The organism is Frankia sp. CcWB2, from assembly GCF_977927585.1.
Window position 1 is genome coordinate 2,721 of the sequence record NZ_CDWRCM010000218.1, and the last position, 4,368, is coordinate 7,088.

Consider the following 4,368-nt stretch of genomic DNA (forward strand, 5'->3'; position numbering starts at 1 on the left):
GGCAGCCGAGGGTCTGCGATGAGCGGGCCGAGGCGGTCGTTGGGGATCGGGAGGACCGACCACGACCCCTCGGGCAAGCCGGCGTCGGCGAGCAGGTCGCCGAGGAACAGCGCCGACAGCGGCGTGCGCGGGGCCGGCTTCACGATGATCGGCGCGCCGACCGCCAGCGCCGGCGCCACCTTGTGGGCGACCAGGTTGAGCGGGAAGTTGAAGGGGGTGATGCCCAGCACGGGCCCGCGGGGGAAACGCCGGGTGAGCGCGAGCCGTCCCTCCCCGGTGGGATCGGTGTCCAGCCTGGTCAGCTCCCCGGCGAAGCGCCGGGCCTCCTCCGCCCCCCAGCGGAAGGTGGAGCTCGCCCGGGCCACCTCGGCACGCGACCAGGTCAGCGGCTTACCGCTCTCCGCGGTGATGAGACGGGCCAGTTCGTCGCCCCGACGGGCGATCTCCTTCGACACGGCGGCGAGCGCGCCGGCGCGGACGTGGGCCGGCAGCGCCGCGAACGCTGGCGCGACCGCCGCCGCGGCGGCCACGGCCGTCTCAACCTGGTCGGGGTCCGGCTGCGCGACGACGGCGACCTCCGCGCCGTCGAACGGGTGCCGGACGGTGGTCGCCGCCGGCCCGGTGGCCGGCTTGCCTGCCAGCCAGAACGGCGTCGGCTCGCTCATCGCGCGGATGACCGGTCGGCGCGGGCGGCCATCGGGCCGCCTGGCGTCGAGCCGCCTGCCGTCGTCATCACCATCGAGCTCATTCTAGGCGCCCGTGCGGGCGGGGTGCCGGCGGCGCGCCCGGTCCCGCCCGAGGACCACCGACCGGATCCCGGCGGCGGGGGACGATGGCCAGGCCAGGCCAGGCCAGGCCAGGCCAGGGCCGCGGCGCGGGTGGCCGTGGCCGTGGACAGGGTATGTGCGCAGGCAGACGATCAGGTAGGAGCCGACGATGACCATTCCTAACCAGGCGGCGACCGGAACCGGCCTGCCCGCCACCGGCGGCCCGCGGCTGCCCCAGGAGCTGCGTCTGTACACCGAGATCCCCGGCTCGCGGTCCCGGGCACTCGCCGCGCGCCGCGCCGGCGCCGTGGCCCGGGGGGTCGGTGAGACCCTCCCGGTCTACGCGCACGCGGCGGGCGGCGGGGTCGTGGTCGACGTGGACAGCAACTCGCTCATCGACTTCGGTTCGGGGATCGCGGTGGTCAGCGTCGGCAACGCCGCGGACGAGGTTGTCGAGGCCGTGCGCGAGCAGATTGGCCGGTTCACCCACACCTGCTTCATGGTGACGCCGTACGAGGGCTATATCGCCGTCTGCGAGGCGCTGAACCGGCTGACGCCGGGTACCCACGAGAAGCGCTCGGCATTGTTCAACTCCGGAGCGGAGGCCGTCGAGAACGCCGTCAAGATCGCGCGTAGTGCGACCGGCCGGGACGCGGTCGTCGTCTTCGAGCACGCCTACCATGGCCGGACGAACCTGACGATGGCGATGACCGCGAAGTCGATGCCCTACAAGAGCGGGTTCGGGCCGTTCGCGCCCGAGGTCTACCGGATGCCGCTGGCGTATCCCTACCGCTGGCCGACCGGTCCCGACCGCTGCGGGGAGGAGGCCGCCGAGCGGGTGATCGAGCTCGTGCGGGACGAGATCGGAGCCGCGTCCGTCGCCGCGATGGTCATCGAGCCGATCCAGGGGGAGGGCGGTTTCATCGTCCCCGGGACCGGGTTCCTGCCCCGCCTCGCCGAGTTCTGTACGGCTTCGGGGATCGTGTTCGTGGCGGACGAGGTGCAGACCGGGTTCGCCCGGACCGGGACGATGTTCGCCTGCGAGCACGAAGGTGTCGTCCCGGATCTCATCGCCACCGCCAAGGGCATCGCCGGCGGCTTGCCGCTCGCGGCCGTCACCGGCCGTCCGGAGATCATGGATGCCCCCCAGGCCGGCGGCCTCGGCGGCACCTACGGGGGGAATCCGGCGGCCTGCGCTGCGGCTCTCGCCGCGATCGACCTCATCGAGTCCGTGGGCTTGGCCGGCCGGGCCCGCCGGATCGGCGAGATCGCCCTGCCCCGCCTGCACGCGTTGCGCGAGCGGTACGACTTCGTCGGGGACGTCCGGGGGCGGGGCGCGATGGTCGCCCTGGAGCTGGTCCGGGGCGCCGGCGACGACAGCCCGGACAAGGTTCTCACCGCCGCCGCGGCCGCGGCCTGCCATCGTCGCGGCCTGATCGTGCTCACCGCGGGCACCTGGGGCAACGTGCTCCGGCTGCTGCCACCGCTGGTGATTGAGGAGTCGTTGCTGCTGGCCGGCCTCGATCTCCTCGACGAGGCGTTCGCGGAGCTCGCGGCGCGCCGTCAGCCTCCCTTCCCGGCCCGCCCGGAGGCGTGACGGAGGGCTGGAGGGTGACGGAGGGGTGGCGCACCCGGCTGTTCGGCACATCTGCCCAGGTGGGGCGATTGCGGGTGGAAACCTGGTGGGGCGATTGCGGGTGGAAAGCCGAGGGCATACCGGTGCCGGAGTGCCGATGTTCGGCGACATCTCCACCTACGCCAGGAGGCGCCCGGTGACCATTGCTGCGGCCTGCCCGCGCTGTCTCGGACCGCTGCGTCCACCCGATCTGTGGAGCAGCCAGTGGCGGTGTGACGATCACGGGGAGGTGAGTCCCTACCGCACTGCGGTGTCGTCGCGGGAACAGGCGCTCCACGCGCTGTCGAGGACCTCGACGGTCCCGGTCTGGTTGCCGCAGCCGATGCCGGTCCACTGGTACGTCAGCGGTGTCGGCTGGGCCGGTGACGAGCGTACCGGGCCGCGTGCTACGGCAGTCGCCGCCGCCGGGCCCTCCCCGTTGGGCGGGCCGGCCGAGATGGTGCTTGTCGCCGAGGCGCCTCGGGTGGGACTCGGCGCCCGGCTCGCGGGCATCAGCGGTCCCGATCCCGAACCGCTGCCCGGCGTACCGGAGGCGAAGGTCGAGGCCGCCGGGCATCCCACGGCGTTGTGGCCGCTGGTCGTACCCCCCGATCGGGCGGCGTTCGTCGGGGAGGCCCGGGGGGTGTGGCTGTGGCTGGTGCTCTGGCCGGCCGACGCGGCCCTGCTCCTGCTGGAACACCTCGTGCTGCGGGACCTGCGCGACGATCCGCAGCTCGGCGAGCGGTCGTTCTTCGGCGCCTCAAGCCAGCATCTGTCCGCGGGGTCGCTGCCCGGGCGGTGAGCCGCCATGGTCACGGGATTTCGGTCACGGGATCTCGGCCCCGGAACCCCGGCCCCGGAACCCCGGCCGCTGGGGGACTTGGTGCACCCGCCCGTAAGCTCGCTCACCATGACGGACGCCGCTGCCTCCCGCACACCCTCCTGGGGAAGCCTCGGTACGGTGGCGCCGCAGCCGGTCCGGGTCGAACCCGCCGAGGTCGACCGTTACCGGCTGGCCGTGATCGTCAACCCGAGCGCGGGTCACGGGCGGGCGATGCGGATGCTCGACGGCGTCCGCGCCGAGCTCGCGCGCTGGGCACGGGACGTCCGGGTCACCCCGACCCGCGACCTCGCCCATGCGGACGATCTCGCGGCGGCGGCCACCGCCCAGGGCCGGGTCGTGGTCGCGCTCGGGGGCGACGGCCTAGCCGGCGCGGTGGCAGGGGGGGTGGCCCGCTGCGGCGGCGTGCTCGCGGTGCTCCCCGGCGGGCGCGGCAACGACTTCGTGCGTGGTCTCGGCCTGCCCCGCGACCCGTGCCGCGTCGCGGCCGGGCTCGCGCACGCCCGGGAACGCCGGGTCGACCTGCCCGAGGTCGGCGGCCGGCCGTTTCTCGGGATCGCGAGCGTCGGCTACGACTCCGACGTCCAGGTGATCGCCAACCGGACCCGGTTCCTGCGCGGCCAGCAGGTCTACACCTACGCGGCGCTGCGGGCGCTGGCTGCCTGGCGCCCGGCGCGCTTCACGGTGACGGTGGACGACCTCGCACCTCGGGACCTGGTCGGGTGGACGGTCGCGGCGGCGAACTCGGCGTATTACGGCGGCGGGATGCGGTTCGCCCCGGGGGCGGACATCGCCGACGGGCTGCTGGACGTCCTGCTGATCTCGCGCACCTCCCGCCTGACGTTCCTGGCGCTGTTCCCGCGGGTGTTCTCCGGGCATCACGTCGACACCCGGCACGTGCGGGTGCTGCGGGCCCGGCGGGTGCGCGTCGAGGCCGACCGGCCCTTCGCCGTCTACGCCGACGGCGATCCGCTGGCGTCGCTGCCGGCGGAGATTGTCGTGCGCCCCGGTGCCCTGCGGCTGCTCGTGCCGGTTATTCCGGGGTCCTGAAGCCGGATTCCGGGGCCGGGCGGTCGGGTTCGGCCGCGGTGGGTTCGGCCGGGTCCGCGGTCTCGGGCCTCGGCGTGGTCTCGGGGGTCAGTGTG

The 4,368-nt window shown here is 74.3% G+C and carries 3 protein-coding genes and 1 pseudogene; 3 read left to right on the forward strand and 1 reads right to left on the reverse strand.

Annotation, left to right across the window (positions count from 1 at the left end; translation table 11 throughout):
* A pseudogene (locus tag ACY45C_RS18605) lies at window positions 1-665 on the reverse strand (aldehyde dehydrogenase family protein); the annotation flags it as partial.
* Between the two features lie 271 nt (window positions 666-936).
* On the opposite strand from ACY45C_RS18605, the gene gabT reads away from it, so the two are divergent.
* The 3 genes from gabT (at window position 937) to ACY45C_RS18620 (ending at window position 4,273) form a co-directional block, all read left to right on the forward strand.
* Window positions 937-2,364, forward strand: coding sequence for a 4-aminobutyrate--2-oxoglutarate transaminase (gene gabT / locus ACY45C_RS18610; RefSeq protein WP_462188851.1), 1,428 nt, complete (start codon window positions 937-939; stop codon window positions 2,362-2,364).
* Window positions 2,365-2,539: 175 nt separating this feature from the next.
* On the forward strand, window positions 2,540-3,184 hold the full coding sequence (locus ACY45C_RS18615) for a DUF6758 family protein (RefSeq protein WP_462188852.1): 645 nt from the start codon (window positions 2,540-2,542) through the stop codon (window positions 3,182-3,184).
* A gap of 108 nt (window positions 3,185-3,292) precedes the next feature.
* A complete protein-coding gene (locus ACY45C_RS18620) occupies window positions 3,293-4,273 on the forward strand; it encodes a diacylglycerol/lipid kinase family protein (protein ID WP_462188853.1) in 981 nt (326 codons plus the stop codon).
* Window positions 4,274-4,368: the final 95 nt, after the last annotated feature.